Source organism: Amycolatopsis sp. NPDC003676 (genome assembly GCF_053587275.1).
Window position 1 is genome coordinate 1 of the sequence record NZ_JBSFNS010000073.1, and the last position, 26886, is coordinate 26886.

General features: G+C 68.7%; 28 protein-coding genes. 14 read left to right on the plus strand and 14 right to left on the minus strand.

Features of this window, described 5'->3' with window-relative positions; genetic code table 11:
* The 5 genes from ACWDNU_RS31320 to ACWDNU_RS31340 form a co-directional block, all read right to left on the minus strand.
* Positions 1-564 (minus strand): response regulator (locus ACWDNU_RS31320; RefSeq protein ID WP_449671524.1); only part of this gene is annotated, 564 nt, incomplete at its 3' end.
* The gene (locus ACWDNU_RS31325; RefSeq protein ID WP_449671525.1) at positions 552-1796 is read right to left on the minus strand and encodes a sensor histidine kinase; all 1245 of its coding nucleotides are present in this window, start codon (positions 1794-1796) and stop codon (positions 552-554) included. The genes ACWDNU_RS31320 and ACWDNU_RS31325, both read right to left, overlap by 13 nt.
* Positions 1797-1900: 104 nt before the next feature.
* The gene (locus ACWDNU_RS31330; RefSeq protein WP_449671526.1) at positions 1901-2152 is read right to left on the minus strand and encodes a hypothetical protein; all 252 of its coding nucleotides are present in this window, start codon (positions 2150-2152) and stop codon (positions 1901-1903) included.
* Positions 2149-2598, minus strand: coding sequence for a hypothetical protein (locus tag ACWDNU_RS31335; protein WP_449671527.1), 450 nt, complete (start codon positions 2596-2598; stop codon positions 2149-2151). Before ACWDNU_RS31335 ends, ACWDNU_RS31330 begins: the two co-directional genes overlap by 4 nt.
* Entirely contained in the window at positions 2595-3281 is a 687-nt protein-coding gene (locus ACWDNU_RS31340) for a DJ-1/PfpI family protein (RefSeq protein ID WP_449671528.1), read from the minus strand. The genes ACWDNU_RS31335 and ACWDNU_RS31340 overlap by 4 nt, the downstream gene beginning before the upstream one ends.
* Positions 3282-3370: 89 nt before the next feature.
* On the opposite strand from ACWDNU_RS31340, the gene ACWDNU_RS31345 reads away from it, so the two are divergent.
* From ACWDNU_RS31345 to ACWDNU_RS31390, 10 genes are all read left to right on the plus strand, one after another.
* Entirely contained in the window at positions 3371-4330 is a 960-nt protein-coding gene (locus ACWDNU_RS31345; protein WP_449671529.1) for a GlxA family transcriptional regulator, read from the plus strand.
* Between the two features lie 95 nt (positions 4331-4425).
* On the plus strand, positions 4426-5466 hold the full coding sequence (locus ACWDNU_RS31350; RefSeq protein WP_449671530.1) for an ABC transporter permease: 1041 nt from the start codon (positions 4426-4428) through the stop codon (positions 5464-5466).
* On the plus strand, positions 5463-6428 hold the full coding sequence (locus ACWDNU_RS31355; protein WP_370935085.1) for an ABC transporter permease: 966 nt from the start codon (positions 5463-5465) through the stop codon (positions 6426-6428). Before ACWDNU_RS31350 ends, ACWDNU_RS31355 begins: the two co-directional genes overlap by 4 nt.
* Positions 6425-7432 (plus strand): ABC transporter ATP-binding protein, encoded by a 1008-nt coding sequence (locus tag ACWDNU_RS31360; RefSeq protein WP_449671531.1) that lies wholly within the window; start codon positions 6425-6427, stop codon positions 7430-7432. The genes ACWDNU_RS31355 and ACWDNU_RS31360 overlap by 4 nt, the downstream gene beginning before the upstream one ends.
* Positions 7432-8442: an ABC transporter ATP-binding protein gene (locus ACWDNU_RS31365; protein ID WP_449671532.1), complete on the plus strand. Its 1011-nt coding sequence runs from the start codon at positions 7432-7434 to the stop codon at positions 8440-8442. The genes ACWDNU_RS31360 and ACWDNU_RS31365 overlap by 1 nt, the downstream gene beginning before the upstream one ends.
* Positions 8435-9379 carry a LysR family transcriptional regulator gene (locus tag ACWDNU_RS31370; protein ID WP_370935082.1) on the plus strand — a complete coding sequence of 315 codons (945 nt, stop codon included), beginning with the start codon at positions 8435-8437 and terminating at the stop codon, positions 9377-9379. The genes ACWDNU_RS31365 and ACWDNU_RS31370 overlap by 8 nt, the downstream gene beginning before the upstream one ends.
* Positions 9376-11076: an ABC transporter substrate-binding protein gene (locus tag ACWDNU_RS31375; protein ID WP_449671533.1), complete on the plus strand. Its 1701-nt coding sequence runs from the start codon at positions 9376-9378 to the stop codon at positions 11074-11076. Before ACWDNU_RS31370 ends, ACWDNU_RS31375 begins: the two co-directional genes overlap by 4 nt.
* 36 nt (positions 11077-11112) lie before the next feature.
* On the plus strand, positions 11113-12183 hold the full coding sequence (locus tag ACWDNU_RS31380) for a zinc-binding metallopeptidase family protein (RefSeq protein ID WP_370935080.1): 1071 nt from the start codon (positions 11113-11115) through the stop codon (positions 12181-12183).
* Between the two features lie 54 nt (positions 12184-12237).
* Positions 12238-13263, plus strand: a complete 1026-nt coding sequence (locus ACWDNU_RS31385) for a LysR family transcriptional regulator (protein ID WP_449671534.1) — start codon at positions 12238-12240, stop codon at positions 13261-13263.
* Between the two features lie 620 nt (positions 13264-13883).
* The gene (locus ACWDNU_RS31390) at positions 13884-14480 is read left to right on the plus strand and encodes a TetR/AcrR family transcriptional regulator (RefSeq protein ID WP_449671535.1); all 597 of its coding nucleotides are present in this window, start codon (positions 13884-13886) and stop codon (positions 14478-14480) included.
* Positions 14481-14484: 4 nt separating this feature from the next.
* Here the strand turns inward: ACWDNU_RS31390 and ACWDNU_RS31395 are convergent, their stop codons facing one another.
* On the minus strand, positions 14485-15066 hold the full coding sequence (locus tag ACWDNU_RS31395) for a TetR/AcrR family transcriptional regulator (protein WP_449671536.1): 582 nt from the start codon (positions 15064-15066) through the stop codon (positions 14485-14487).
* A gap of 31 nt (positions 15067-15097) precedes the next feature.
* Between ACWDNU_RS31395 and ACWDNU_RS31400 the strand changes: the two genes are divergently transcribed.
* The gene (locus ACWDNU_RS31400) at positions 15098-15490 is read left to right on the plus strand and encodes a PaaI family thioesterase (RefSeq protein ID WP_449671537.1); all 393 of its coding nucleotides are present in this window, start codon (positions 15098-15100) and stop codon (positions 15488-15490) included.
* Between the two features lie 10 nt (positions 15491-15500).
* Here the strand turns inward: ACWDNU_RS31400 and ACWDNU_RS31405 are convergent, their stop codons facing one another.
* Complete coding sequence (locus tag ACWDNU_RS31405) at positions 15501-16193, minus strand: hypothetical protein (RefSeq protein WP_449671538.1); 693 nt, start codon at positions 16191-16193, stop codon at positions 15501-15503.
* The gene (locus ACWDNU_RS31410; RefSeq protein WP_449671539.1) at positions 16190-17434 is read right to left on the minus strand and encodes an MFS transporter; all 1245 of its coding nucleotides are present in this window, start codon (positions 17432-17434) and stop codon (positions 16190-16192) included. Before ACWDNU_RS31410 ends, ACWDNU_RS31405 begins: the two co-directional genes overlap by 4 nt.
* A 167-nt stretch (positions 17435-17601) precedes the next feature.
* On the opposite strand from ACWDNU_RS31410, the gene ACWDNU_RS31415 reads away from it, so the two are divergent.
* Complete coding sequence (locus ACWDNU_RS31415; protein WP_449671540.1) at positions 17602-18183, plus strand: hypothetical protein; 582 nt, start codon at positions 17602-17604, stop codon at positions 18181-18183.
* On the opposite strand, the gene ACWDNU_RS31420 is transcribed toward ACWDNU_RS31415, so the two are convergent.
* Positions 18180-18809: an O-methyltransferase gene (locus ACWDNU_RS31420; protein ID WP_449671541.1), complete on the minus strand. Its 630-nt coding sequence runs from the start codon at positions 18807-18809 to the stop codon at positions 18180-18182. The genes ACWDNU_RS31415 and ACWDNU_RS31420 overlap by 4 nt on opposite strands.
* A complete protein-coding gene (locus ACWDNU_RS31425; RefSeq protein ID WP_449671542.1) occupies positions 18806-19396 on the minus strand; it encodes a nuclear transport factor 2 family protein in 591 nt (196 codons plus the stop codon). The genes ACWDNU_RS31420 and ACWDNU_RS31425 overlap by 4 nt, the downstream gene beginning before the upstream one ends.
* 137 nt (positions 19397-19533) lie before the next feature.
* On the opposite strand from ACWDNU_RS31425, the gene ACWDNU_RS31430 reads away from it, so the two are divergent.
* Positions 19534-20304: an AraC family transcriptional regulator gene (locus ACWDNU_RS31430; protein ID WP_449671543.1), complete on the plus strand. Its 771-nt coding sequence runs from the start codon at positions 19534-19536 to the stop codon at positions 20302-20304.
* 3 nt (positions 20305-20307) lie between these two features.
* Here the strand turns inward: ACWDNU_RS31430 and ACWDNU_RS31435 are convergent, their stop codons facing one another.
* Entirely contained in the window at positions 20308-21627 is a 1320-nt protein-coding gene (locus ACWDNU_RS31435; protein WP_449671559.1) for a carboxylesterase/lipase family protein, read from the minus strand.
* Between the two features lie 14 nt (positions 21628-21641).
* Complete coding sequence (locus tag ACWDNU_RS31440) at positions 21642-22547, minus strand: MBL fold metallo-hydrolase (RefSeq protein WP_449671544.1); 906 nt, start codon at positions 22545-22547, stop codon at positions 21642-21644.
* 102 nt (positions 22548-22649) lie between these two features.
* On the opposite strand from ACWDNU_RS31440, the gene ACWDNU_RS31445 reads away from it, so the two are divergent.
* Entirely contained in the window at positions 22650-23561 is a 912-nt protein-coding gene (locus tag ACWDNU_RS31445) for a helix-turn-helix domain-containing protein (protein WP_449671545.1), read from the plus strand.
* Here the strand turns inward: ACWDNU_RS31445 and ACWDNU_RS31450 are convergent.
* Both ACWDNU_RS31450 and ACWDNU_RS31455 read right to left on the minus strand, forming a co-directional pair.
* Complete coding sequence (locus ACWDNU_RS31450; protein WP_449671546.1) at positions 23488-25062, minus strand: hypothetical protein; 1575 nt, start codon at positions 25060-25062, stop codon at positions 23488-23490. The two genes, ACWDNU_RS31445 and ACWDNU_RS31450, sit on opposite strands and share 74 nt — an antisense overlap.
* 681 nt (positions 25063-25743) lie before the next feature.
* The gene (locus ACWDNU_RS31455; RefSeq protein WP_449671547.1) at positions 25744-26142 is read right to left on the minus strand and encodes a hypothetical protein; all 399 of its coding nucleotides are present in this window, start codon (positions 26140-26142) and stop codon (positions 25744-25746) included.
* Positions 26143-26886: the final 744 nt, after the last annotated feature.

The following is a 26886-nucleotide window of genomic DNA, read 5'->3' on the forward strand; positions in this document are numbered from 1 at the left end:
GAGCGGGAACACCTGCGCGCGATAACCCTCCGGGGTGATCGTAGTCATCGGGACCTCGGCGCTCAGCCGCACGTCGGCGGCCACCATGGTCGCGGCGTCCCGTTCGCGGGGAGTCAGCCGGGCGAGCGGGTCGCTGTCGCGCCGCAGCAGCAGCTGGGCGACGACCTGCGGGTCCAAGGCCGTGCCCCCGTCGGCCACCCGCCGGACCGCCGCCACGAAGTCGGCGACATCGGCGACCCGCTGTTTGAGCAGGTAGCCCACGCCGCTGGTGTTCGCGGACAGCAGGTCGGCCGCGTACCGCTCCTCCACGTACTGCGAAAGCAGCACCACCGGCGTCCCCGGCCAGCGCCGGCGGATCTCCATCGCCGCCCGCACGCCCTCGTCGGTGAAGCCGGGCGGCATCCGGACGTCGATCAAAGCGAGTTCGGGCCGGTGCTCCGCCACTGCCGCCAGCAGCCCTTCCGCGTCGCCGGCTTCCGCGACGACCTCGAACCCGCCCGCCTCCAGCACCTTGATCAGGCCGACGCGCAACAACACCGAATCCTCGGCGATCACCGCGCGCACGGCAGCTCCGCGGTGATCGTGGTGGGCCCGCCGACGGGGCTGCTGACGCGAAAGGCCCCGTCGAGGGAACCGACCCGCTTGGCCAGCCCGGTCAGCCCCGAGCCTGAGGAGGCGTCGGCACCGCCCAGCCCGTCATCGGTGACGCGCACTCGCAATACCTCGCCGACCTGACGGACCGTCACCTCCGCACGCATCGCGTTGGCGTGCTTCGTCGCATTGGTCAGCGCCTCGGAGATCACGAAGTACGCGACTGACTCCACCTTGGGCGCCATCCGCTCCTCCAGATTGACCCGCAGCCGCACCGGAAGGGGCGTGCGGGCGGCCAGCCCGGACAACGCCGCGTCCAGACCCCGGTCCTCGAGCACGGCCGGGTGCAGCCCCCGCACCAGGTCGTCGAGTTCGGCGATCGCTTCCTTCGCCTCCAGGTGCGCTTTCTCGATCACCTCGCGGGCATCGCTCGGCAGGTCCGGGCGGGTGGCGATGGCCAGACCAAGGTTGACCGCGAGAGATACCAACCGCTGCTGGGTGCCGTCGTGCAGGTCGCGCTCGATCCGGCGGCGCTCCGTGTCGACGGCCTCGATCAGGTCGGTCCGGCTCACCGCCAGCTGATCGACCCGCTCCTGGAGCCGCTGCGCCTGGCTGGGCCCGAGCAGACCCGACGCCAGCCGCGCCTCGGCCCGGGCTGCTGCCCGCGCGGTCCAGGGCAGGGCGCACAGGAGGAGGATTCCGACCGCGGTGCAGGCGGGCAGCTGGGTCAGGTAGCCGAACCGGTCCGGGCGGATTCCGTTTGGCAACGCCCATGCCCAGGCGTAGGCGGTGACGCCCGCCAGGCCCGCCGCTGCCGCCGCGAGCACCAGCAGTTCCAGCAGCGCGAGCAGCGGGCCCAGCAGGAGGTGGTAGCCGATCTTGCGCCACGGCCGCGTCGCCGTGAGCCACCGGGCGATCGCGGCCCACGTCCATCGTTCCGGCGCGGCGGCGACTCGGGGGACGTCCACGCCGATGAGCATCCGGTAGCGAGCCCGCTGAACGGCCGTCAGCACCGGGGAGCCGAGCAGGACCAGGGCGGCCGACACGGAAACCGCGAGGAGCCAGTTCCCGGTCCTGGCGACAGTCGCCGCCGCCCAGGCCCAGACGGGCACCAGCGCCAGGTGCGGCAGCACACCAGCGGCGAGAAAGCCGGTGTCCCGCCGCGCCCGGAGGACCGCGCGGCTCAGTCCGGCTGGAATCGTCATGGCACGACGCTAAGGCACCGCGGGAGGTCGATGCCATGAAGCCCATACCAGATCTCCTGGTGAACCTAGTGCCACCCTTGTCGCGCTCGGGGGACCTTGGCTGGTCACGCGGGCGAAGCGGCCCGTGCCGCGAGAAGCCCGCCGATCCCGGGAATCAGCGCCAGCAGCCAGATCCGACGGCGGCCGCCCATGACCAGGACAGCAGCGATCACCGTCGCCGTATAAGCCAACCCGTGCACCGGGCCGAGCACCTGCGAGACCTCCCGCTGATGCACGGTCACGACATTTCCCAGCATCAGCGCCAGCGTCGCCAATTCCACCGCGCCGATGATTTCCAGCATCCGTCGCGGGCTCACAATCCGACTCCCGTCGTCGAGCCGGGACGATAGATCATCAGCACGACCACCGCCGCCCAGAGCAGGTTGAAGATGCCGGTCGTCATTCCCAGGCGAACGGCCACCGGCTTATCGGACCCGAGTGCGTCGACTGCGCGTTTCTGGCCGGGCAGGATAAGCGCGATCAGGATTCCGGCAGCGGCGACAGTCAGAATCAGCGAAACGATCAGCCAGGCATCCCCCAGCACGCCCATCCGTGCACCAGTCGCGAGTCCGAAGACCGGAACGAGCACGCCGAGCACCGCGTAAACCCGGGTCGTGCGGTGGAGAACCTGCAGTGTGGCCGCCTTTTTCGGGTCGTCGGGGGCGAGCCGGGCGGCGCTGGGGAACATGCTCGCGGCTACGGCGACCGGGCCGATGGCGAGAATGGCCGCCAAGACATGAACTGACAGCAGGAAAGCGTTCACGAATTTGCCTTCACGGAGTGCGAGGCTTTCCAAGTGGTGCCGCGGCGTTCGTATTCGAAAAGCTCTTCGACGGCCCTCGCGGTGTGCGAACCGAAATCGCGCTCCAGCACGTAAAGAGCCACGTCGAGGCCCGAAGTCACGCCGCCGCCGCTGATCAAGTCGCCGTCGTCCACGACCCGGGCGCGGACGGCGTTCGCTCCGGCGGCGTCGAGCAGGTCCACGCCGCGCACGTGCGTCGTCGCAGTGCGGCCTTCGAGCAGACCAGCCATCGCCAGCGCGAGCGAACCCCCACAGATGGTCACGACCGTACTGTCCGGACTGTCGAACGCGCGCCGCAGCAACGGCATCGCGTCCCCCGACGCGAAGCGCGACAACAGCACCGGGATGGTCTCGACGTCCGGGTCACCGTCCATCGGCCCGGCGGCTCCGGGGACGAGGACGTAGCCGGGTGCGTCCGGGTCGAACGCCGCGGTCGCGGTCAGGGTGAGCCCGGGGACGCCGGAGCGCACGACGCCGGGGCCGTCCGCGCTCACGAGTTCCACAGCGAGCTTGCCGCCGAGGAAGTCGCTTCCGGCAGACAGCACCTCGAACGGAGCGATGGTGTCGAGCGGGTCGAACCCGTCGAAGAGCACGAACTGGGCACGGAGCACGAGCGGTTCCTTTCGATGGACGCTTTCGTCCATCGAAGTCCTTCCGCGATGATCTCCACAATGGCTATCAAGACAGCTTCCACCTGTATCTGGCCACGCGGCAGATGCCTTACTCTGCAGGGATGTACACCACAGCGGTGCTCGCGCTTCCGGACGCGATCCCCTTTGATCTGGCCACGCCGATCGAGACCTTCGGCCGCGTCCGGCTCCCGGACGGCCGCCCCGGGTACCGGACCGTCGTCGCCGGTCCGGAGCGGGCGATCAGCGCCGGCCCGCTGCGGCTGGCGGTCGACGAGGGCCTCGACGCTCTCCAGCGCGCCGACCTCATCGTGGTGCCCGGCCGGGAGAACCCCCTGGCGCCCGCACCGCCCGCCGTCCTCGACGCGTTGCGGGCCGCCGCCGATCGCGGCACGCGAATCGCGTCGATCTGCGTCGGGGCATTCACGCTCGCCGAAGCGGGATTGCTCGACGGCCGGGACGCGACAACGCATTGGCTGGCCGCCGACGAATTCGCGCGCAAATATCCCGCCGTCCGATTGAATCCCGACGTGCTTTACACCGACAACGGGAAAATCCTCACTTCCGCGGGTGCGGTAGCCGGAATTGATCTGTGCCTGCACATCGTCCAGAACGATTACGGAACCGCCGTCGCGGCCGATGCCGCGCGCCTCGCCGTCGCGCCATTGCACCGGCCCGGCGGACAGGCGCAATACATTGTCCGCAACCGCGCGCCCAGCCGCCCGGCCACGCTCGGCCAGATCCTGCCGTGGATCGAGGAAAACGCGTACCGGGACCTCGCGCTCGCGGACATCGCCGACGCGGCCGGGCTGAGCGTGCGGACGCTGACCAGGCGGTTCAAGGAAGAAACCGGGCAAAGCCCCATGCAATGGGTGGCCGGAGTGCGCCTGCGGCAGGCGCAGGAACTTCTCGAAACGACCGATCACACCGTCGACCGGATCGCCGCGCAGACCGGTTTCCCGACGACGAGCAACTTCCGTTCCCAGTTCGGCCAGGTCGTCGGCGTAACGCCCGGCGCTTACCGGAAAGTCTTCCGGCCGGGAACGCCTCGGTCAGCCCATTAGTCCGTCTTATCGAATGCGATGCCGGTCTTCTTGCCGAAAAACGTGAACCTTCTCTAGCTTTTGCCCACAGGCGGCGAATCCGAGGGGGTGGCCAGGTGACCGAGCCCCATCCCGCGCAGGCGGCGGTCGGCGGCCCGCGATCGGCACCGGAGTCCGGCGGCGGGCCGTGGCGGCGCGGCCTCCGGGCCCTGCTCGGCAATTCCCGGGTCGTGGTTTCGGCGGCGGTCCTCGCCCTGATCGTGGTGCTGTGCGTGCTCGCGCCGCTCTACGCCAGCCACATCTCCGGCACTGATCCGTTCGTGGCCAACCCGGTCGGCAGCACCGTGCTCGACGACGGGACCGTAGTGCCGCTGCTGCAACCAGCGCCCCAAGGCGTCGGCGTGCTGCCGATCGGTCCGACCGGACAGGCGCATTTCCTGCTCGGCGCGGACGGGGACGGCCGGGACGTCGCCGCGCGGATCCTGTACGGCGGCCGGAACACCCTCGTGATCGGGGTGCTCGCCGGTCTCGTCGCCTGTGCCGGAGGCCTCGTGGTGGGGCTGATCGCCGGGTACGTCGGCGGCGTCGTCGACGGCGTGCTGTCCAGAATCCTGGACGTCGTGTGGGCGTTTCCGGTGCTGATGCTGGCGATCTCGATTTCCGCGATCAGCTTCGCGTCCGGGATCAGCCTCGGTTTCGTCCGGGTCAGTTCGGGCAGTCTCGCGCTGCCGGTCCTGATTATCGGCGTGGTCTATGTGCCTTATGTCGCGCGGCCGGTGCGCGGCGCGGTGCTGTCCGTGCGCGCCGCGGACTACGTCGGCGCGGCGACGTCCTACGGCGCCGGGCACGGCCGGATCATCCGCCGGGAAATCCTGCCGAACGTGCTGTCCCGGGTGATCGTGCTGTTCCCGCTGATGGTGGCGACGGCGATGCTGCTGGAGTCCGGCCTGTCGTTCCTCGGCATCGGCGTGCATCCGCCCGCCGCGAGCTGGGGCACGATCATCGAGGACGGCACGCAACTGCTGCGCAACCGGCCGCTGATGGCGATCGTGCCCGGCGCGCTGCTCGCGATCACCGTGTGCGTGCTGAACATTCTCGGCGACGCGATCCGGGACGCCTTCGACCCGAAGGCCGAACTGCGGATGCGTGCCCGGTGATCGGCTACGTCGTCCGCCGGGTGTTCTCCGCGGCCGGGGTGCTGATCGCGGTGAGCGTCCTGGTGTTCCTGATCTTCTTCAAGACCCCGGGCGTCGACCCGGCACGGCAGATCGCGGGCAAACAGGCGACCCCGCAGGTGATCGAGCAGATCCGGACCGACTTCGGCCTCGACAAACCGTTGCCGGAGCAGTACTTCGCCATGATGAAGCGCCTGGTCGTCGACCGGGACCTGGTGTCCTACACCGATCGCGGCCCGGTGCTTTCCCGGGTGGCCAAGACGATCCCGGTCACGCTGTCGCTGGTCGCCGGGGCCGCGGTGATCTGGCTGCTGCTCGCGCTCGGCGCGGGCACGCTCGCCGCGGTTTTCCGGGGCCGCGCGGTCGATCCGCTGCTGATGGGCCTCGGCCTGGTCGGCATGTCGCTGCCGGTGTACTGGCTGGGCGGCGTGGTTAACCTGCTTACCCAGGGCACCTGGCACAACAGCCTCTTCAGCTGGTTGCCGGAACTCGGCTACACGCCGATCAACGTCAACCCGCTGAAGTGGTTCGAGCAGCTGCTGTTCCCGTGGATCACGCTGGCGATCGGCACCGCCGGGCTGTACGCGCGCGTGCTGCGGGCCGACCTGATCGAGGTCGACCGGTCCGATTTCGTGCTCACCGCGCGAGCGAAGGGGCTTTCCGAATCCCGGGTGCTGTTCCGGCACGTGCTGCGGAATTCGCTCATCCCGTTCGTCAGCCTGTTCGGCCTCGACCTCGGGGCCATGCTCGGCGGCGCCGCGGTGCTCACCGAGCAGGTGTTCGGCCTGCCCGGCGTCGGCAACCTCACCTTCCATTCGCTCAGCCGATTCGACCTGCCGGTGCTGATGGCGGTGACGCTGTACGGCGCGTTCACCGTCGTGCTGGTGAACCTCCTGGTCGACCTCGGCTACGCCGCCCTTGACCCGAGGATCCGAGTGCGATGACGACCCTGCCCGCGAAAGTCCTGTCCGCGGAAGGCCTGACCGTGGAGTTCCGCACGCACAACGGCTTGGTGCGGGTGGTGGACGACGTGTCGTTCGAGCTCCGGGCGGGCGAAACCCTCGGCGTGGTCGGCGAATCCGGCTCAGGCAAGTCGATCTCGATGCTCGCACTGCTCGGCTTGATCCGCGACGGCAACGCGGTCGTCAGCGGCCGGGTGCTGTTCGACGGCCAGGACCTCCTCGCCCTGCCCGCGCGACGGATGCGCGACTACCGGGGCGACCGGATCGCGATGATCTTCCAGGACCCGATGACGTCGCTGAACCCGGTGTACCGCGTGGGCTGGCAGATCGCGGAACAGATCCGCCAGCACCAGCGCATTGGCAGGCGAGCTGCCCTGCGCCGAGCCGTCGAACTGCTCGAGACGGTCGGCATTCCGAGCCCCGAGGCCCGCGCGCGGGACTATCCGCACCAGTTCTCCGGCGGCATGCGGCAGCGGGTGATGATCGCGATGGCGCTGTCCTGCGAACCCGACATCCTCATCGCCGACGAGCCGACCACCGCGCTGGACGTCTCGGTGCAGGCCCAGATCCTGCGCATCATCCGGGATCTGAGCGCCCGCACCGGCACCAGCGTCATCCTGATCACGCACGACCTCGGCGTGCTCGCCGGGATCGCGTCGCGGGTGCAGGTGATGTACGCCGGGCGGATCGTCGAGCAGGCGCCGACCGCGCAGTTGTTCGCCCGGCCGCAGCATCCCTACACCGTCGGGCTGCTCGGTTCCATTCCCCGCCTGGACATGCCGCGGCCCGCTCGGCTGCCCTCCATCGAGGGACTGCCCCCGCTGGCGGCCGACATCGGACCGGGTTGTGCGTTCGCGCCGCGATGTCCGGACGCGGAAGCCGTTTGCGTCCAGCAGCGGCCGGTTCTGCTGCCTTCGGCTCAGGAGCATTTCGACGCCTGCCTGCTGCGGCACGCGTCGACCCCGGACGAAAAGAGAACCGCCTGATGGCTGACCTGCTCAGCACCACAGACCTGGTGAAATGGTTCGCGGTACGAAGAAATCGGCTCGGCCGCCCCGGACGGCTGCGGGCCGTCGACGGGGTCTCACTGTCCGTGCGGCGCGGCGAAACCCTCGGTCTCGTCGGCGAATCCGGCTGCGGCAAGTCCACGCTGGGCCGCTGTCTCGTCCGGCTCTACCAGCCGAGCAGCGGGTCGATCACCTTCGACGGCACCGAGATCAGCCGGACTGGCCGCCGCGGGCTGCGTCCGGTCCGCCGTTCGGTGCAGATGATTTTCCAGGACCCGTACGCCAGCCTCAATCCCCGCCGCCGGATCGGCGATTCGGTCGCCGAGCCGCTGCGCGTGCACCGGCAGCCGGCGAGCCGCGCGGACATCGCCGAACTCCTTGTCCTGACTGGCCTTTCCGCCGAACTCGCGGACCGGTTCCCGCACGAACTGTCCGGCGGGCAACGGCAGCGCGCCGTCATCGCGCGAGCGCTGGCGCTGCGGCCGCGTGTCGTCGTCGCCGACGAACCAGTGTCCGCATTGGACGTTTCGGTGCAGGCGCAGATCCTGAACCTGTTCGACGACCTCAAGGAACGGCTCGGCCTCACCTACGTGTTCATCGCGCACGACCTCGGCGTCGTCCGGCACACCTCCGACCGGGTCGCGGTGATGTATCTCGGCCGGATCGTCGAACAGGCATCGGTCGCTGAGATCTTCGCGGCACCGCAGCATCCCTACACCGCAGCACTGCTGGCGTCGGTGCCGGTCCCGGATCCCGCGGCGGGCTCGGACTGGCGCGACACCACGCTCGCCGGGGACGTGCCCAGCCCGCTGGAGCCGCCGAGCGGCTGCCGGTTCCATCCGCGCTGTCCGCGCGCCACCAGCGTGTGCCGCACCACGGAACCGGTGCTGACCAGGGAACACGCTGGGCACGAGGTCGCCTGTCATCATCCGCTCGCCCCGGCGGTGCCGCTGGCCGCTGCCGAACCGAAGGTCGCTCACGATGACTAGCGCCGACACCGACCAATCCGCCCGCCCGACACTGCCGCAACTGGCGGCGCTCATCGCCATCTCCGCGACCGGCTCGTTCGCCGGGGCCGCGACCGCGCTCGGCTGCACCCAGTCGGCGGTAAGCCAGCGGGTCGCGAGCCTCGAACGCGGGCTCGGGGTCCTGCTGGTGCACCGGTCCCGGCAGCAGCGCCGGGTGTCGCTGACCGAAGCGGGCGACACCCTGGTCGCCGCCGCGGAACAGGTCGGCGGGATCCTCTCGGTCGCCGTCAGCCAGGTGGAGACGATCCGCAAGGGCCTCAACGCAACTGTCCGGATCGGCCTGTTCACCAGCGCGAGCGAGCGGGTGATCCCGCCGATGATGGCGGCGCTGCGGCGGCAGCCGGTCGACTACCGGATCGAATTGGTAGAACTAGATCAGCAAACTGAAGTATCACGGCTGGTGCGCAACGGGGACATCGATCTCGCGTTCGTGAAGCTGCCGATCACCGACCCGGCGCTGCTCACCGCGGAACTCCTCACCGATCCGTTCGTGCTGCTCGCGCCCGCCGGTGCGGAGCGGGTCTCGCCCGGACGGCTCGCCGGGCTGCCGTTGATCGGCCTGCGCGGCCAGCGCGACCCGATGGAAGCCTGGGCCGCGTCCGTCGGCGCGGAGCTGAACTGGGTGCTGGAGATGGAAACCAACCACGCCGTCGAGGCGATGGTCGCCGCCGGCCTCGGCTACGGCGCCGTACCTCGGCTCACCCTCGGCGGCCGAACCCCTGGCGTACGAAGGATTTCCCTCGCCGGCACGGTCCCGGCGCGAACCGTCGGCATCGCCTGGCGGCGCTATCACCCGAGGCTGGCGTTCATTCGCGGGGTCATCGACATCATCCAGCGGGTGTGCGCCCGCTCGGCGGAGATCCTCCCGCCGGTCGACGGCGAGGGGATGGCGCGATGAAGCGGAGGTCAGCGGTGCTCGCGGCTTTGGTGCTCCTCGGCGCGAGCGGATGCGCGGTGGACGACACGCTGGACCTGACGTCGGTCGCGCCCGGCGATCACGGGCACCAGGGCGGGACCGAGGTCATGCTGTCGTCGGGCAACGTCGGCACGGCCGATCCGATGGTCAATTTCTCGACGTCGTCGTGGACGCTCTTCACCGCGACCTACGACGGTCTGACCGCGTTCACCAAGTCCGGCCCGGAAACCGGCCAGCACGTGGCGCCGGATCTCGTGACCGAAATACCGAAGCCGACCGACGGCGGTCTCAAGTGGACGTTCACGCTGCGGTCCGGGATCCGGTTCAGCGACGGGCGCGAGGTCCGGCCGGCGGACGTCAAGGCGTCCTTCGAGCGGATGTTCAAGGTGCACGGGCCGACGACGTCCTCGCAGTTCGACGTCCTCGCCGGGGCGAAGGAATGCCTTGACACCCCGGAAACCTGCGATCTGTCGAAAGGCATCTCGATCGACGAGACGACCGGCAAGATCGTTTTCACCCTGACTGAGCCGGATCCCGAATTCCCGCAGCAGCTCGGGCAGCCGCTGGCGTCGATCCTGCCCGCGGACACCCCGCCCGCCGACGTCGGTTCGGACGTGTCGAAACTGCGCTCGACTGGACCGTACTACTGGGCGAGTTACGATCCGACCGACCGCGTCGTGCTGAAGCGCAATCCGTACTTCCGTTCCTGGTCGCCGCTCGCCGCGCCCGAGGGATACCCGGACCGGATCGTGCAGAAATTCGGCCTCGAACCGACCGACCAGGTCACCGCGGTGATCAACGGCCAGGCCGATCTCGCCGTCGACTCGATTCCGCCGGACCGGTTGACCGAGGTCAGCGTCGACCATCCGAAGCAATTGCACATCGACCAGCTCGGGCACATCTGGTATTGGGCGCTGAACACGCGGATTCCGCCGTTCGACAATCTCAAGGCCAGGCAAGCAGTGAATTACGCGTTCGACCGCAATTCGGCCGTACTGCAGGCGGGCGGCCCCGGGCTGGCCGTCCCGACCTGTCAGATCCTCGTGCCGAATCTTCCCGGATACCAGCAGTATTGCCCGTGGACCAGCAACCCGGCCCCGAACGGCCGCGGCCCGTGGCGCGGCCCCGACCTCGCGAAAGCGAAGCGGCTGGTCGCGGAATCCGGCACCGCCGGAGCCGCGGTTTCGGTGGTGCCCGGAAACAACCGGATGCATATCGCGATGGGCGAATACCTGCAGACGCTGTTGACCGATTTGGGGTACCGTGCGACACTGAAACCGATGGACGAAGGATTGCAGTTCCCCTTCGTCCAGAATTCCGGAAATCACGTCGAAGCCGCCTTGACCGACTGGTCCCAGGACTATCCTGCGGCCAGCGATTTCCTGAAAGTGCTCACCTCGTGCGCCGCGTTCGTGCCGAATTCGGACGCGAGCCCGAACATCGGCGGCTTCTGCGATCCGGCCGTCGACGCCCGGATGACCGAAGCCCTGCGGCTGGCCAACACCGACCCGGACGCGGCGAACCGGCTGTGGTCCGAAGTGGACCGCGCGGTCACCGACCAGGCCCCGTGGGTGTCGATGTACGTGCCGAAGTGGATTGATTTCACCTCGGCACGGCTCGGCAATTACCGGTTCAGCGGCCAGTTCGGGTTCCTGCCCGGGGTCGCCTGGCTGCGCTGATCTCTCCCGAAAACCCCGCCCCGGAAAAGGAGCAGCATGCCGAACCCCGACGGTTCCTCGCACTACGCGCCCGACGCCGCCACGTTGCGCCGGCGTCTCCTGCCGCTGCTCGCCGCGCGCGGGCCGTCCGGCTACGAGGAAGAACCGGTGCGCGCCTGGGTCGAATTGGCGGGGGAATTCGCGGACGTGCACGTCGATCCGCTCGGCAGCGGGCACGCGGTGCTGAACCCGGGCAGCACGCCGCGGATCACGCTGATCGGGCACATCGACGAGATCGGGCTGAGCGTCAGCCACATCGACGACGCCGGACGGCTGTGGGCGGTCAGCATCGGCTGCTGGGACGCCGCGATCCTGTACGGCCAGCACGTCGTGGTCCTCGCCGAAGACGGCCGGATTCCGGGCGTGATCGGCACTTCCCCGCCGCATTTGAACGACGAGGATTCGTCGCCCAAAATGGCCGATTTGTGGATCGACATCGGCGCGACCAGCCGAGCCGACGCACAATCGGTGATCACCGTCGGCGACCCGGTGGTGTTCGGCGCGTCCCCGGTCGACCTGCTCAACGGCCGGATCGCCGCACCGGCGCTGGACAACCGGCTCGGCGCGCTGGCCGTCCTCGAAGCGGCTCGCGCGGCGGCCGCGGCGTCGGTCACCGCCGAGATCTCCGTCGTCGCCAGCGTGCGCGAGGAAACGAGTTACCACGGCGCGATGGGCGCCGTTTACGCGACGGAACCGAATTTCGCGCTCGCGATCGACACGACTTTCGCCAGCGACATCCCGGAAGACGGCATCGAACACAAAACCGGCGACCACCGGCTCGGCTCCGGCCCGGCGATCGGCCGCGGCGCCGTCACCGACGAACCCATGGCGCGCAGCTTGCGCAGGCTGGCCAAAGAACTCGGAATCCCTTACACCATCGAGGCATACGGCGATGAAAGCGGCTCCGACGCCGATGCCATGGCAGCTGTCGCCGCTGGTATCCGGTGCGGCGTCATCAATATCCCCATCCGGCACATGCACAGCTCCGGCGAAGTGGCGGACCTGGCCGATCTGGCCAGCACGATCGACCTCGCCGCCGCGTTCTGCCTCGCCGGAGGGACCCGGTGAGCCCGATGCGGGAACCCTGAGTTTCCCGGCACCACCCGGCAAGGAGGCCAGCCCATGATCGGCGCGGAACGACGGAACCGGCTCGGCCGCGTTGTGCTGGACGCGATCTGGTCCGACAACGGCCGTCTCACGCTGCTGCAGCTGAGAGCGCTGTACGCGGTCGCCAACGAGGGCTCCTTCGCGGCGGCCGCGGTCGCGCTCGGCTGCAGCCAGCCCGCCGTGAGCCAGCGCATCGCGTCGATCGAACGACGGCTCGGCGTCGTGCTGGTCCGCCGGACGTCCGGACAACGCCAGGTGCGGCTCACCGACGCCGGAATCGCGCTGGTCAACGCCGCCGAACAAGTGCAGGTCATCCTCCGCACCGCGACGAGGCACATCCAGGACATGCGAGACGGCCGCGAACCGACCGTCCGGATCGGCGTGTTCTCGAGCGTCGCGGTGCGGGTGATGCCGCTGGTACTGGCCGCGATGCGCACGCAGCACATCCCGTGCCGCGTCAAACCCATCGAGGTCGACGACGACGTCCGCCTGCAGGAATTGCTGCGCTTCGGCGAAATCGACATCGCGTTCGTCATCTTTCCCCTGCAAAGCGGGGAAGCACACGGCCTGGAACTGTTCAGCGACCCGTTCATCCTGCTGTCCCCCCGAAACGCCCCGCTGGCGTCGGTGCCCCGAATCCGGCCGGCGGACCTGCGCGGCCTGCCGATGGTGTGCCTGACGAGCGAACAAATGGAGGTCGCGGCGGAGCTACGCCGCCAGGGCATCGAGCCGAACTGGGTCTTCGACACCGACAAGATCCACGTGGTCGAACCACTGGTCGCGGCAGATGTCGGGTATTCGATCGTGCCGCAACTGGCGCTCGGGCAACGTCATCCTGGGGTTACCCGGTTCTCGTTGAGCGAGATCGTGTCGCCCCGGGAAATCGGGATCGCTTGGCCGCCGCACCATCCGCGGCTCGGGTTGCTGCTGCGGGTGGCGGACGTGATCCGCGGGGTGTGCGCGGATCCTGCGGATATCCTGCCGCCGATCGACGAGCCGGGGTGCGCTTCGGTGGAGCAGGCGGTGCTTCGGCTTCAGTGACTTACTCCGTCGTTGGATCAGTCCTACGGCTCGCTGACGCACGCTTTCCGTGGTGGAGACGCGGTGCCGGGACGCCATTGGCCCGGCGCCGCGTCGTGGTGATCATGTCCGGTACGTCAGGCCATGATCACGCGTTGGGGTTGCAATACGGGTAGCCACCCTGGCGATCTTCAGAGAATCAGACGTCATTGTCCTGATTTCGCCATTCTTTTTCTGATTTCCCCGAACAGCCTGCTCCGCGACAGTCGCCGTGGACCTCGGTGACCTGCGGTGATGACTACTTCGGCACAGACATGCCGCGTCTCGTGCACGGCACGAAGAAAAGCGGTGAAAACACCTGATGATCCCCCTAGCGCTCGACTCCCCAATCTGACGCTTGAAACAAAACACTACCGAACGTACCCGCAATCCGCCAAACGTCTTTCGGTGATGTCACTGAGATGGCGCAGCCGCTGGCAGAGCGTCGCGCCCGTCACTGCCGCCCGGACCAACCAGCGCCGCCGAATGCCGCCCCCTATTAGCCCGGACATTTCCCGGATAGCGCACCCCCGTTTTCGCAATATCCCGGCGTGCGGACTGGTAGAATCGCGGAATAACCGCGGACAGGAAGGACCCGCGCGGTGTCACGCGCTGCTGAGCCGGAAACGCCCGTCGAGCGCCCCGGCGCCTACCGGAGCCGCTTCACCGGCGCGTTGGAATCGCTGCTGGCGGAAAAACGCTTCCCGAAGATCACGATCGGCGACCTCGTCGGCCGGGCGCACACGTCCCGCCGCGGCTTCTACGAGCATTTCGACTCCAAGGAAGCCTGCCTGCTCGCCCTGCTCAAGGAAGCGGCTGAAACCGGATCCGCGCAGGTCGCCGCCGCGGTCGACCGTACCGCGCCCTGGCAGACCCAAATCCGCCAGCTCGTCACGGCCTGGACCGGCGTCGTCGACGCCCGGCCCGCGGTCATGCTGAGCTACATCCGCGACGTGCCGCTGATCGACGCCCCGATCACCGCCGACCTGAACCACGACGCCTACGTCAACGTCGCCCGCGCCATCTCGGCCGGCGACGAATTCCGGAAATCCGGCGGGGTTCCGCTGTCGCGAGTCCGTGCGCTGATTCTGTTCGGAGGCTTGGAAAAGCTGGCCGAGGACGCGTTGCAGCACGGCGGGACGGTGAGCGCGCACATTGAGGAAGCGGTGCAGACTGCGCTTCTTCTCGCAGCTTCGTAATATCTCAGTTCCCCCGACCGGATACCGCATCCACCAACGTCCGATACACCTGCTGGCACCGCCGAATCCGCGCCGGGCCAGGATCACCCGCGATCTCCTGTCCCAACGCGGTCAGCGACCCCAGCAAAGCGACCGCCAACTCCTCGACACCGCCGCCGAAACCGCCCGCCTCGCGCAGCAACGCGACGGTCGGCTCGCGCCACCACTGTTCGTCCAGGTTTCGCCACCTTTCCTGGCCCAGCACGGACGGGCCGTCGACCAGGAGGATTCGTCCCACGGCCGGGTCGGCGCAGCGGCGGAGGAAGAGCGAGCCGGACGCCTTCAGCCGGTCGAGCGGGGTTCCTGAGCCGCCGGATCGGGACTGCAGTACCCGGTGCAGATCGGCGTGCACCTGCTCCACCACTGCGTAGAACAGCTCCTGTTTGTTCGCCCAGTGGTGATAGACCGCGCCCGTGGTGATCCCGGCCGCGGCGGCGATCTGGGCCAGCGAAGTGCCCGCGTACCCCTGCTCGGCGAACAGCCGCCGCGCGGCCTCGACCAGGTCGTGGCGGGTGGTTCGGGAGCGTTCCTCGTTCGTTCGCCGCATCCACTTACCTAATCATGTTATGTTTCTGTGCGTGGACACGGTACGGGCTCAGGAAATCATCGACGGCAGTCCGTTCGGGCCGTGGTGGGGATTCACGGTGCAGGCAGTCGACTCAGGCGTCGCGACCCTCTCGCTGCCGGCCCGGCCGGAGTTCTTCCGCCCGGGCAACGTTTTGCAGGGCGGTTGCGCCATGACGCTCGCCGACGTCACCTGCTGGATCGCGATCCTCTCCGTCATCGGATCCGACGAACCAGCCGTCACGGTCAACATGACCACCGCGTTCCTCGGCGCCGCGCGGTCCGACCTGACCTGCGAATCCTCCTTGACCCGGACGGGACGCCGGACGATCTACGGCACCGCGACGGTCACCGACGACACCGGACGGCAGGTCTCCCACCACACCCTGACCTACCTGCGCCCCTAAGCCCGGCCCACTAGACCGTCAGCGAGCCGCGCACCGCGGGTTCGCCGACCACGATCACGGCCGACCAGTCGACGTGGGCCATCAGGTGGTCCTCGCCGACGCCGAACCGCGTGTCCAGGAGAGCGACCACGTCGTGACCGGTGTCCGGGCTCGACTGGATCCCTGTCGTATCCGGCACCTCGGCACCGGTTTCCGGAAGGGGCTCCGAGGCGCCCTCCTCCCGTTCTTCCGACCACACATGATCCTCGAGCCGATCGATGCGGCGGCACAGGTCGAACGCCTGCTCGTCGGACATGCGCAGGCACACGCTGCGTCCGTCGACCAGCGTGAACGTCAGCTCCGCTTCCGGGACTCCGGCGCTGCCCGGTTCGGCCTCGACGGTCCCCGCGACGTCGCCGGACAACACCAGTTCGGCCGGACTCTCCTGTCCTTGGCTCACCGAAGGCAGGTTCGCGGCCATCTCGACCACGGAGTGCGCCGCGGTCCAGAAAGCTTCCTTGTCGCGGAAGTCCTTGCGGCTCTGGGTCAACGTCCGCCCGATCCCCGCCGGTTCGACGTAGGCCTCCACCCGGCCGGTGCCGAGACCGTCGTCCCAGGTCGCGGTGACCGTGACGTTGTTGGCCAAGCGTTTGCGGCAAGCCTTGGCCCGGGCGTGCCGGGCGAGTTCCCAGCCGTCGACCTGCTCGGGCCAGTCGTCGTTCACCGATGGGTCCTTTCGACGCGCACCGCGGATACGGTCCTCCGACGCGTCGCGCGCGTTCCCAGTTCCGCGTTCTGGGCGCGGGCAAGCAGCGTGACGACAGCCGCGGCCGCGATCACCACCGCGGTGACGAGCGCGGTCAGCGGCCAGCCGATCCGCTCGGCCGCCGTCGCGCCAAAGGCCGTGCCGAGGCTTCCGCCGGCGAAATAGACGACCATGTACGCACTGTTGAACCGCGCCGGTGCGCTGGGCTCGATCGCCAGCACCGTGCTCTGGTTCGCAACCTGCGCGGCGAAAAGGCCCGCGTCGAACAGAGCCAGGCAGACCAACGTCGACACCGTGCTCGGCAACGCTATGGCTAGTGCCGCGCTTGCAACGCCAGCGAGGCTCAGTCCACAAAGGATTACCCGGCGCGCGCCCACGCGATCGGTCCAGGCACCGGCGATTCGCGTCGCGAGCATCCCCAAAATGCCAGCGAAAGCGTACAAACCAATGCGTTCGGCGGAATACGAAAAGGGCGGCTTCGACAGCGCGACCGCGATTCCGGACCACACCGCGCAGAACGCGAAGAACCAGAGCGTGCCCCGGACCGCCGCGAGCCGAAGCGCCGGGTATCGCAGGTACAGCCCGGGAATCGAGCGCAAAGTGGCAAGATAGCCCCGATTGCTCGCCCCGGACACCGACGGAAGCACCAGCAGCACCGCGAACGCGACAACCGCGCATCCGGCGGCGAAGACGCCCAGCATCGCGCGCCAGCCGATCAGGTCGGCCAGCCAGCCGCCGACGATGCGTCCGGCAAGAATCCCCGCTGAGATACCAGCGGTGACGATCCCCAGCGCGGTAGCGCGCCGGTCCGGGCTCGTCAGCCGGGCAGTCACCGAACTCAGCCCGGCGCCGACCGACGAACCCGCGCCGAGCACGCCGAGCACCAGCCCGAGCAGCCACACCTGGCCGACGATCGCGTTCAGCCCCAGCGCGACGGCGAGTGCGCCGAACTGCGCGGACAGGACGTAGCGCGGCGGGAACTGGTCGACGAGCGGCACCAGCAACGCGAGTCCGCACAGGTACCCGACCGGCCCGCAGGCTAGCGCGACACCGACCGCGCCGAGCGACGTGCTGAGTCCGCCGGCGACCTCGGCGATCGCGGGCTGCAAGGGGTAGATGGCCGCGGTGCCCAGTGCGGCGGCGAGCGAGATGAATCCGACGACCGAGCCGTGAAGGCGCGGAGTGATATCTGAATGCACTGGCCGAGCGTAGGAAGAGCAGGGCGGGTAACGCTGGCGAGAAACCGCCATCACCCGTGGCTTCGCGAAGGACCCGACAGCGGTGCCGCGTTTGTGGGATGATCGAGTTCCATGACGACGCCACAGCCTGTGCCCGCTGTTGACTTCCGGCCGGATTTGGGCGAGTCATGACCGGCGAGCGAGCCATGCGGCAGATCGACGTCAGCCTTCTGCCCGAAGACCTCGTGGCCCTCATCGACGCACTGAGACCCGGCGAAAACCTGGTCCTCGCCAGGGACGGCGAAGCGGTCGCGACGATCTCCAGCGCTGGCGCCCGGCCCGAACCTCCGCGTACGGACTACGACGACGTGACGGTGGTCGCCACCGCGATGAAGCTGTCCGCCTCGGCCCGGATGTCGCTGTCCGCCGAACTCGGCCCGGACTACGTCGTGCTGGACCTGCACTCGGCGCCGGCCACCGCGGACGTCCTGCTCGTGCCGCCGGTCAGCCCGCAGCTGATCGGGGGGCTCCGGGCGAAGTTCCCGAAGGCCCGGGTCGTCCTCGCCGAGGTCGAGGACGCGGAGCTCGGCGTCAGCTGTCACGGGCCGGTCCGGCGGCTGCTCGACGCCGGCGCGGAGACGTACCTGACCTCGGCGAACGTCCCGCATCTGGCGCGGCAGCTCGACCACGCCGTCACCCTGCGGCGGCAGCAGCTCGCCGGCGGAAGCGCCGCGCCGTTGGAGATCAGTCCGGTAGAGCAGGGCGATTAACGTCCGACCTTGACGCACAGTTCGGTTCCGCCGTGCAGAGGCAGCGAGACCGACACGAAGCCGTTGGCCGGATCGCGGACGTAGTCCAGGAAATCGGGTTCGGCATTGTCGTTCATGACGTAGCCGCCGATCCGGATTTGCGGCGCCACGAACTCGATGACCTCGCGGGCGAGCGACGGTTCAGCGCCCAGCCACCCGTCGATCAAGGCGAAGTCGACCTCACCGCCGAGATCGCGCAATGTGACCCGTGCGTCGCCTTCGCGGATTTCGGCGTAGTCGGCGAGCCCGGCCTCGGCGAGATTGTGCCGCGCGGCAGCGATTTTGGCCGGGACCAGCTCCGCGCCGATCACCGTGCCGCCCCCGTTGTCCCGCACCGCGGCCGCGGCGTAGAGCGTCGACATGCCGACCGAGGTGGCGAATTCGACGGTCCGGGTGGCGCGGATTCCCCGGCACAGCAGATAGATCAGATCGCCTTGTTCCGGAGAGACCGAGAAGCCGTATTCACCGTATTCGTGCGGATCACGTTCGAGGCCGGAACGCGGGTCGTCCGCCGGATATTGCTGTGCGGCAACGAGCTTGTCGATGACGGCATTGACGATCGGATCGCGGAGCGGGCTGTGCGTCATGCGGAAACTCCCGTCAACCAGGCCTGGCCTTCTTCGAGGATCTCTTGTTCGCGCTTGCTGAAGCGGGTGGGGCAGGTGTCGGGCACCTGATGTCCGCTGTGCTCCAGCAGATATGCCAACGCGGCGTACTCGCGTGGATGGCGTCGCGGGTCGAGGTCGTCGGCCGGTCGAAATCCGTACGGATAAGTGAAGCCTCCCATGTCGTAGACGGAATCGCGGCGCGTGATGCGCCAGACTCCGTCGCGACGCTCGACCCGGTCAAGGAATCTATTGTGGACAGTCACGCCCAGCCCCCATTCGAGGTGGTCGGCGACGAGCATCGCGTTGGTCTCCACGAAGGCGCGATCGCCGACCGCCTCGATGACCGGCGAACCGATGAAGTGCTTGCTGCGCAACGGTCCGCCGCTCATCCGGCGCGATCCGTCGACGAAGTCCTTGGCCGGACCGGAAAACCACAGGATCGTCAGGGTCGCGTCCTCGTGGAACAGGTTCGCCAAGGCGTCCCAGTGCTCCCGGTCGCGATGGATCCAGCCGGTCATCAAGTCGGTGATCGCCTGCCGGTCGGCGGCGCGGATTTCTTCCGTCACAAGGAATCTCCCAGGCACTAGGCTCGTCCAGCCAGCATCTCCCGGCGGCAGGGCGCGCCGCCACCGCCCACCGGACAGCGGATACCGGTATCCCGCCAAGATCACCAGCGGGCCGTTTTCCGGTATCCTGGGAACCGATGCCGAACCGCCGCCACCTCTGCTGGTCGGGCGACGATCCCATCCAGGGCCGCTGGTCGCTGGCCCACGGGGAAGGGGTCGCCGCGCATCAGCACGCGCGGGGACAGCTGCTGTACGCGGCGAGCGGGCTGCTGGCCACAACCACCGAGCGGGGCACCTGGGTCGCACCAGCGGACCGCATCTCGTGGACGCCGCCCCGCTTCGAGCACGGCCACCGCGCCTACGGCGAGACCGAGCTCAGCATCCTCGAAGTGCCCGCCGAGCTGTGCTCCGCGCTCCCCTCCACACCGACGGTGTTCACCGTGTCCGGGCTGCTGCGGGCCGCGGTCTTGAAACTGACCGGCGGCGCGACGCTGCGCCCGGACGTCGGCGACCGGCTGCTCCGGGTGCTGGTCGACGAGCTGACCGAACTCCCCGAGCAGTCGATGTACCTGCCAGAACCAGCCGACGACCGGCTCCGCGCGGTCACCGATCTCCTGCGCGGGAACCCGGCCGAGTCCGCCACCCTCGGCGAACTCGGCCGGACCGTGGGGGCCAGCGAGCGGACGCTGAGCCGGTTGTTCCGCGGCGAGCTGGGGATGAGCTTCTCGCAGTGGCGGTCGCAACTGCGCGTCCAGCACGCGCTGGTCCATCTCGGGCAGGGCCGCTCGGTCACCGACACGGCGCTGCGATGCGGGGGGGCCAACCCGACCAGCTTCATCGAGACCTTCGCCGCGATCCTCGGCCAGACTCCGGGGAGTTATCAGGCCGAGCTTCGCGCGGCGCGGTGAGTTTCAGCCTCCGAAGCGGTGCGTCTCAGGTTGTTGCGGGTCATACGCCGCCCAGCCCGGCTTGCCTTCCCGCGCGAACGCCACCCAGGCGGCATGCACCTCCGCCGCGAGACCAGCCGGAGCGGCGTCCGGACCGAGCAGGCCGGTGTCGCCGTGCAGCCAGGGTTTATCGGCGAGGTCGAAGACGAACGGCAGCTCGACGGTATGCGCGGCGCCGAGCCGACCGTCCAGAGCAGTGGAGCGATACCCGAACGAATAGACGTAAGTGCGGCCAGGTGAGATCTCAGCGTGCGCTCGTGCCATGCGAGTGGTGCCAGCTCCGAACAACAGCTCACCCAACTGATCGGCGGCGTCGTCCGATTTTCCCTGCGGTACCAGGTAAAGCCGTCCCTCCTCGGTATTCGTGCCGATCAGCAGATCGACGTCGCCGACCAGGCTGTCGGCAGGCTGCACCGGCAGGACCAAGCTGAACGGGCTGAGCCCAGCGAGCGGGTCTGCCGCCGTGGCGGTCCGCAGATCCAGCCCGGCCAGCGCGGGCAAGATATCCAAGAACCGCTCGTCTGGGATCTCAGCGAACGCCGCTGCGGTCGGTTCGACACCCAACGCCGCGGCAGCAGCCGCCGTAACCCGTCGCGCCTGCTCCGGAGTGAACGCACCAGTGCCGCTTCCACTTTGGACAATCGCGCGCCGGAACAACCCGTTGGCTTCCGGGGTCGCGAGCAGCGCACCGGTGAGCGTCGCCCCCGCAGACTGCCCGAACACCGTGACATTCCCCGGATCCCCGCCGAACGCGGTGATCGAATCGCGCACCCAGCGGAGCGCGGCGACAACGTCGAGCAGCCCACGGTTGTCCGGTGCTCCTTCCAGGGCAAGGAAACCCGGGATGCCGAGCCGGTAGTTTACCGTCACGAGGACGATGCCCTCGCGGGCGAAGGCGCTGCCGTCGTAGAGCGCGGCGCGGGTCGACCCGGTGACGAACCCGCCGCCGTGCACGAAAACCATCACTGGACGGTGACCAGAGTCCGCGGCTGGCGTACGAACGTCGACCGTCAGATACTCCTCGCCAGGAACCCATCCCGGCCCGAAGTAGGGGGTCAGGTCGAGACGGCCGAAGTCGCGGACGGGCTGCGGAGCGGTCGGCGACGGCTGGGTCCCGTCGCGGAGTCCGGACCAGCCCGGATGCGGGGCAGGCGGAGCGAACCGGCCGGGACCGATCGGAGCGGCCGCGTAAGGGATGGCCCGGTAGAGCTCGCCCGCCGCGCCGCGTTGGCCGCGGACCGCGCCCTCCCCGGTCTCGACGACCGGATTGTCCTGCTGAGACACAAGAATCACTTCCTTCAGGAGATCCGGGAGAACCCGGCCCACTTCTTGATCGCGAATTTCGTCCCGTCCCGTTCGACCTCCGCCGCGCCCGAACCGGGGAAGTGCGCCGGGAACAGGAGCGCGTTGTCCTCGACGGCCCGGCCGAGCAGCGCGCGCCGGGTCGCCCGCGCCTCGGCCGGGTCCTCGCAGAAACAGGAGTTGGTCTCCGGCTCGGCGATCTGCAACGGGGTATGCACGAGGTCGCCGACGAACAGCGCCCGGTCGCCGCCGGAGTCCAGCGTCAGGACGGACGAACCGGGAGTGTGCCCCGGCGCGAGGTCGAGCCGCAGATTCTTGTCGATCCGGTACGTCCCGTCCCACAGCCGAGCCTGACCGGCCTGGTGCACCGGAGCGACGCTGTCCTCGAAAACGTTCTGGTTCCCGCGTCCGAGCACAGTCTCGTTTTCGTTGGCCGGGTCCCAGAACTCGAAGTCCCGCAACGGCATCAGGTAGGTGGCGTTCGGGAAGGTCGGCACCCAGGCGCGGCCGTCGAGGCGGGTATTCCAGCCGACGTGATCGATATGCAAGTGGGTGTTGACGACGACATCAACGTCCTCGGGTGAGATACCAGCGGCGGCGAGGCGGTCGAGGTAGCCGGTGTCGAGGCGGCTCCACACCGGCGCGTACGGCCGGTCCTTGTGGTTGCCGACGCCGGTGTCGACGAGGATCGTGCGGCCCTCGCTGCGCAGCAGCCAGGACTGGATCGCCGACTGGCATTCGCCGGTCTCCGGATCCCAGAAATCGGGGGCCAGCCAGCCGCGGTGCTCGTCCCACGAGCCCGCCGGGCTGTCCGGGAAGAACTGGTCCGGGCGCATCTCGACCGACCCGGAGAACTCCTTGACGCGGGTGACCGTGACGTCGCCCAGAATGATCTCGTCCATGAGACCGAGCCTGGGCTTGTGAGCGACCCCGGACCACTCCCGCGTTTTCCTACCCCGCGCAGGGTGTGGCAGTGATATCTCCCGCGGCGGATAGTGGAATCCATGACCGCTGGCCCGCTAGGCGACTTCCTGCACGCACGACGCGCCCGGCTGCGACCCTCCGACGTCGGCCTGGCGGACGTCGGACCGCGCCGCCGAGTCGCTGGCCTGCGCAGGGAAGAGCTGGCGCACCTGGCCGGCGTCAGCGTCTCGTACTACACGCGGCTGGAGCAGGGACTCTCCCGAGGCGCGTCACCCGAAGTACTCGACGCGATCGCGCGGGCCCTGCAACTGGACACCCACGAACGCGCTCACCTCGACCGCCTCGCCGACGCGGCGCGCCGCACTCCCCAACCGCGCCGCCCACGCCCGGAAAAGCTGGCCGACGAAACGCGCGACCTCCTGCGCGCAGTCGACAGCGTTCCCGCGCTGGTGCTCGGCCGCCGCACCGATGTCCTGGCCTGGAACACCCTCGGCCATGCCCTGCTGGCCGGGCACCTGGACCTGGCCCAACGCCCCAACCTGAGCCGGATGCTGTTCCTGGACCCGCACTGCCGCGAGCTGTACGTGGATTGGAAACGCAAGGCCCGCGCAGTGGTCGGCAACCTGCGCATCACCGTCGGAAAGCACCCGGACGACCCGCTGCTGGCCGAACTGATCGGCGAGCTGACCATGAAGAGCCCGGAGTTCGTCTCACTGTGGCGAGACCACCGGGTCGGACCCTGTGACGCCGACTCGTACGAACTGCGGCATCCGGTGGTCGGGCGGGTGAGCGTGACACAGCAGACGCTGTCGGTGGCCCGGTCGCCGGAGCAGGTGCTGATCGTGTGCACGACTCCGGCTGGGTCGGCTTCGGAGGAGGCGCTGACTTTGCTGAAGCAGGTCAGCGCTCCGGAGCCGATCAGAACGGCAACTGCCGCCGCAACCGGTTCAGCCAGCGTTCGACCGTATCCTGCGGCTGCCCAGGATCATTAGCCGGCGCGGCCTCCGTGACCGCCTCCTGGACGTGCGAGCCGACCGTCCCCGCGTACTGCGGCAGCGCGTAAACCACCTGCCAGTAACCCTCGCGCAGCTGCACGGAATTGACCCGCACATACCCGGCAGTGCCGCGCGCCAGGTCGAAGCCGTACCGGCCCTCGGTCGGCTCCGGGACCGCCGAGGTCACCACGACGACCGTCGGGCGAGCGTTCGCGACCACGTCGGTCGGGTTGGCTCCGTGGGCGATCGCGCGGTCGTTGAGGCCGATGTAGTCGATCGATTCCCAGCCGCTGAAGTACGGGATGGCACCCGCGTCCGTCACGGCGAGGGTGCGGTTCGCGGCCGGGACTTCCGCCTTCGCGAGGCCCTTGCCGATCGCGATGTGCGCGCGCTGCAGGTCCGGCCCGTAGTTGGTGATCGCGCCGAGGTCCGGTGCCGTCGCGCCCGCCCACGCGGACCATCCGACGGCGACCGCGCCCAGCACCGAGCCGGCCACGCGGCTGCCCAGCGTCCCGACGGCCAGCGCGGCGCCGAGGCACAGCACCGGCACCGCGTGGTCAGCGAAGCGGTCTAGGTAGTCCATCGTCGGACCGGAGACCGCATACGTCACGTACGTGACACCAACAGTGACGACCAGCAGTACGCCAACCGCGCGCGTTGCCCGACGGAACAGCAGCGAGAGGGTCAGCAGCAGCAACGGCAGGAGGACCAGCGTCGTGTGCTTCGTCCAGATCCAGCCGAGCGAGAGGTTTCCGAACTTCACGTAGAAGGTGTTGGGCAGCAGCTGTCCGTAGAACTGCCAACGCCAGCCGAAATAGCCCGCGCCGACCAGCGCCGCGGCCGCCGTCCACAGCCACTGCGCCCGGCCGCGCTGCCGCACCAGCCACCACAGGACGACCGGCAGCGCGGCCAGCGCGCCCTCCGGGCGGATCATGCCGAGCAGCACCAGCAGGGCAGGCGGTTCCCACGCGCGCACCCGCGTCCCGTCGAGCACCCGGAGCCCGAGCACGACGACCCGCAGCAGCACCGCGGCGAACGCGGCGGTTTCGAGGCCGCCGGTGATGTGGAAGTAGGTCGGGAGGAACACGACGTACGCGCCGGCCCCGACGAGCAGGCCCAGCATCCCGGCGCGGCGGTGTCCCTCGCGCAGGAGCATCGCCAGCGTGGCGAGCCCGATCACCAGCGAGGTCAGCTTCGTGAACAGCGGCAGCGCGACGCCGAGCACCGAGCCCAGCGCACCCCACACGACCCAGGCGAAGTTCGTGAAGCCCTCGACCGGCTGCCCCCGCAGGTTCCACACCGGACCGTGCCCGTCCGCGAGATTCGCGGAGTAGCGGAAGCTGATGAACGCGTCGTCGATGGTGAAGAACCAGGCCGCCCACGCGCCGATCAGGAACACGACGAGGAGCCCGAGCGACGCGAGCACTACCGGCAGAGCCCGCTTCCGGCGGTCCTCTTCCGGCACTGTCGAATCGATGTCGGCGTGGACAGCCGTCATACCCTGCTCCCTGGCTGTGGACAACGATCGCCACCTTACCGGGTGAACTTTCTCGCGCTTCGTGCACGCTGCGCTGGTCGCGGAGACCGGCCGAATTCTCCGGGCGACTCGTCTCCGCGTGAGCTTCCAGCGCCGCCAAGTCGATCTCCGCCAGCAACTCCGCCTCCCCCAGGAACGAAGCCTCCACGGCATTCCTCGCCAACGCAGCCGTCCGCAAACCGAGCGTCGTCGCGACCGCCAGGTACTCGCCGTCCAGAGTCGTGGATCGTCGGCGTTCAGGGTCACGACAAGCCCGTGATCGAGCGTGCGCCGCACCGGGTGGGACGCGATCGACGGGACCTGGACGGCCGACAAGATCGGCGCCGGGCCGCGAGGCGGAAGCTGATCAGTCCGTCCGGACGTTCCCGCAGCGCGAACACCGCGGTCTCCCGTCCGGCCCGGACGCCCTTCTCCCCGGGAATATCGAAGCACCAGGCCAATTCCACGCCGTACACAATCTTCGCGACGGCACGGCCTTCGACGAGGCCGGTAAGCAGTTCTGGCGCGCGAGTTCCGCCGCCAGCCCGATCACGAGCGTGCGAATGTGCCACAGTCCCGGTTGGCTAAGCAGAGCGACAACTCAAACTCCGGCACGACCTCCACCGCAGCGGAGATCGTCTGCGGCGCAAGGAAAACAAGCCGTTACCGGCGATGGCTCGGCCGCGTCTGGTTGAACAGCACCGTGCTGCAGATCAGCACCAGCCCGGCCACCGCGAACCCGATCACCGGGCTGATCAGCAGCACCACCGCGCTGATCACGCTCGCGGCGAAGGCCACTTGCAGGCAAGCCCACAACCCGGGCGTCACCCAGGCCAGCGCACCGGACGCCGCGCACACCCACCGGCCCCGCGCGACCGGCTTGCGGTGCCGTCCCGGACCTCGGCGGGCGAAGACTTTCGTCGCGGCGGCCAGCATCTCGTCGCGGGTGGCGATCCGCCGCCCGCCGCGGGCCGGTGCGACGGCCGCGCCGAAGTCGACGCGTTCCACCCGCCCGGCGCGGTCGTCGCCTAGCGGGCCGGTGTTCCCCAGCGGTAGAGTCATTTCGTCTGGTCCTTTGCGTAGCAGCGAGTTTCAGACATCCCGTGGCCCCCTGTTCCCGCAGGGGGCCACACCTGTCTCCCCGGGCGCGCGGTTCGATAGTTCCCATCTTGGCCACGAGCGCACACCGACCTCGATAGCCACTGACGGTCGTCTCGCCGAGCGGCGCCCAGCGGTCGATTAACGGTAAAGAGACACGACGAACTACAGTGCGTAATATCAGTCCACCGGTTCGGCCCAGCGCTTGTGCGAACTTCGGTGAAAACGAACTGCCGGGCCGAACTCCGGTTCGCACGCGTCCAATCAGACGCCGACCTGCACTCGCCTGGATAAACGTCCGCGTCGTCCTTCACTCGCGCGTGCATCGGCACGGGACAAAAACGCCCGGAAACCTCGATGTCAGCGGCGACTAGTAGCGCATCGGGAACCACTTTTCATCACTCACAAGAGTGGTAGCATCGATTGACGAGAAAGGATCAAGAAGAACTGCCACCGCGGAGCAGCCGGACGCGACCGAGAGTCCTGACCAGTGATTTTCTCGCGGAAACCGGACCGCTGGGCCAACATTGACATTCAGCCAACCTGACGCGAAGTCCCCCGCTCATCGCTCACCGGAAGGCATCTGCCGACTGGAATATGCATGCCTTCCGGGCTGAGCCAGAATATTCTTACCTGCCTTGCCGCCACGGCTTCCAGCGACCCCGGATCCGGCTCGCCGGAATGCTGCCGATCAGCCAATAACCCTGC